This window comes from Candidatus Symbiopectobacterium sp., assembly GCF_020054415.1.
Taxonomy (GTDB): Bacteria; Pseudomonadota; Gammaproteobacteria; order Enterobacterales; family Enterobacteriaceae; genus Symbiopectobacterium.
This window is the reverse complement of record NZ_JAHWCO010000110.1, coordinates 1-1,851: the sequence shown is the minus strand read 5'-3', so window position 1 is coordinate 1,851 and position 1,851 is coordinate 1. Positions and strand designations below refer to the sequence as shown.

General features: G+C 45.2%; 3 protein-coding genes and 1 tRNA gene. 3 read left to right on the top strand and 1 reads right to left on the bottom strand.

Annotation, left to right across the window (positions count from 1 at the left end; all coding sequences use genetic code 11):
- The first annotated feature begins 109 nt into the window (after positions 1–109).
- The gene (locus QZ506_RS03455; RefSeq protein ID WP_291969080.1) at positions 110–424 is read left to right on the top strand and encodes a hypothetical protein; all 315 of its coding nucleotides are present in this window, start codon (positions 110–112) and stop codon (positions 422–424) included.
- A 10-nt stretch (positions 425–434) separates the two neighbouring features.
- Positions 435–932: a tyrosine-type recombinase/integrase gene (locus QZ506_RS03450; protein WP_367272962.1), complete on the top strand. Its 498-nt coding sequence runs from the start codon at positions 435–437 to the stop codon at positions 930–932.
- Positions 933–1,034: 102 nt separating this feature from the next.
- On the opposite strand, the gene QZ506_RS03445 is transcribed toward QZ506_RS03450, so the two are convergent.
- Positions 1,035–1,122 (bottom strand) — tRNA-Ser (locus QZ506_RS03445).
- Positions 1,123–1,480: 358 nt separating this feature from the next.
- Here QZ506_RS03445 and QZ506_RS03440 point away from each other — a divergent pair.
- A partial coding sequence (locus QZ506_RS03440; protein ID WP_291969082.1) for a transposase occupies positions 1,481–1,851 on the top strand: 371 nt, incomplete at its 3' end.

Sequence of the window (1,851 nt, the reverse complement as noted above, 5' to 3'; positions counted from 1 at the left end):
GGCGCATGAAAGACCGAGCACGCAAAGACTGGAATCAGCGTTCCTGGTGGGAGCCGGGTGATAGCACACCGAACAGAGCGCCCGATCTTAGTCGGGCGTTGGGGGATTGATGGGAAAAATATTTTTAGAAAACATTAGCAAATCTTTGAATACCCCCGTCAAAAGGGTTGGTTCAATATTTTTTATTGTTGGCTGTGTTTTTATAGCTATTGGAGTGGCGCAGAAATGTATTTTCAATAATTGGCCAGTGTCGTTTAAGTACGTTTTGATTGAGTCAATCACCTTTACTAAAGGTTACTCCGGATATTCTTTAATATTCGGCATTGGCTTTTATCTTGCCATTGCGGGTCTTTTTCTTTCTTATATGATTGGACTATTGGCACGATTGTCCGATGGATTAAAAGCGGTTCTTAGCCTCCACTGATGCTGAATATCTGGCGATTTACCAGGAAGCCACACCAGCGCTTCAATGTGCCATGGAGATCGCCTATCTCTGTGCAGCAAGGATCGGTGATGTGCAGGATTTGGAATGGCGGCAAGAAACTGATTTGGGTTTATTCGTTCAACAGAGCAAAACGGGTGTTAAACAAATCAAGGAGTACACCGACAGGTTACGCGCAGTTCTCGATCACGCGCGTTCGTTGGGTGGTCGGCGTTACATCATCGCCAATAAATTCGGTGACAAATACAGCCATAAGAGGCTGAAGACGCTATGGGTTAACGCACGCCGGGAAGCTGGTAAAAAACTTGGTTATGAGTTGATCTGCCACTTCCACGATTTGAAAGCCAAGGGGATTTCTGACTACGATGGCAGCAGCCGAGATAAACAGGTTTCTAGTGGACACAAAACAGAAATGCAGGTGATCACCTATGACCGCAAGACCAAAATTAGCCCGACGCTGGATTTACCGTTAATCAAAAAAAGTGAATAATTATGCAGTTACGAGAAATGGATATACCAACAAAACATACCAAGTTAATACCAACAGGGAGAAAAACAAGACGGGTAACTACAGATAAGTGCTTGAAAATAATGGCGGAGGAGGTGAGATTCGAACTCACGGAGCTGTTACACTCGGCGGTTTTCAAGACCGCTGCCTTAAACCACTCGGCCACCCCTCCACAACGAAGCGAACTATAAACACAGCCCGACAGGTTGTAAAGCCTGATAACGCTCAACTGCGCTAAAAATAACCTATTTAACGTTAACTGGACGTAATATCATCATAATGCTTATAAAATTAGCACTTCACAGCGTAAAGAAGGGTAAAACGTCTTTAATAACCCTATGCAACTATCTATGCTGATATCCTGAGTCATAATAATCAGTTAACAGAGAGAGTTGCTGCCATGGATCGTATTGTTGTCTCTTCCAGACAGGAAAGCTCACTGCTCAGCACGCACAAGGGAGCCTGTACACGAGATTGTGTAATTGCCTGATTTTGATACGTTCAATCCAACATCAAAAGCAGGTTACTTTATGGACGAAAAACAGTTACAGGCTCTGGCTAACGAGCTGGCCAAAAATCTCAAAACCCCTGACGATTTCAACCAGTTTGATCGCCTGCTGAAAAAGATCAGCGTTGAGTCTGCCCTTAATGCTGAAATGACCCATCACCTCGGGCATGAGAAGCACCAGTCCAAATCTGGAACTAACACGCGCAATGGCTACTCCACAAAGACTGTTACCACCGGCTATGGTCCGCTGGAACTGCGTACACCACGTGATCGTGATGGTTCCTTTGAACCGCAACTGGTGAAGAAGAACCAGACCCGGATCACCGGGATGGATAACCAGATTTTATCGTTGTATGCCAAAGGGATGACCACCCGCGAAATTGCCGCTGCGTT

What these genes read in the sequence shown, in the direction of transcription:
- QZ506_RS03455 (WP_291969080.1), top strand. Translation starts at nt 110, where the DNA reads ATGGGAAAAATATTTTTAGAAAACATTAGCAAATCTTTGAATACCCCC.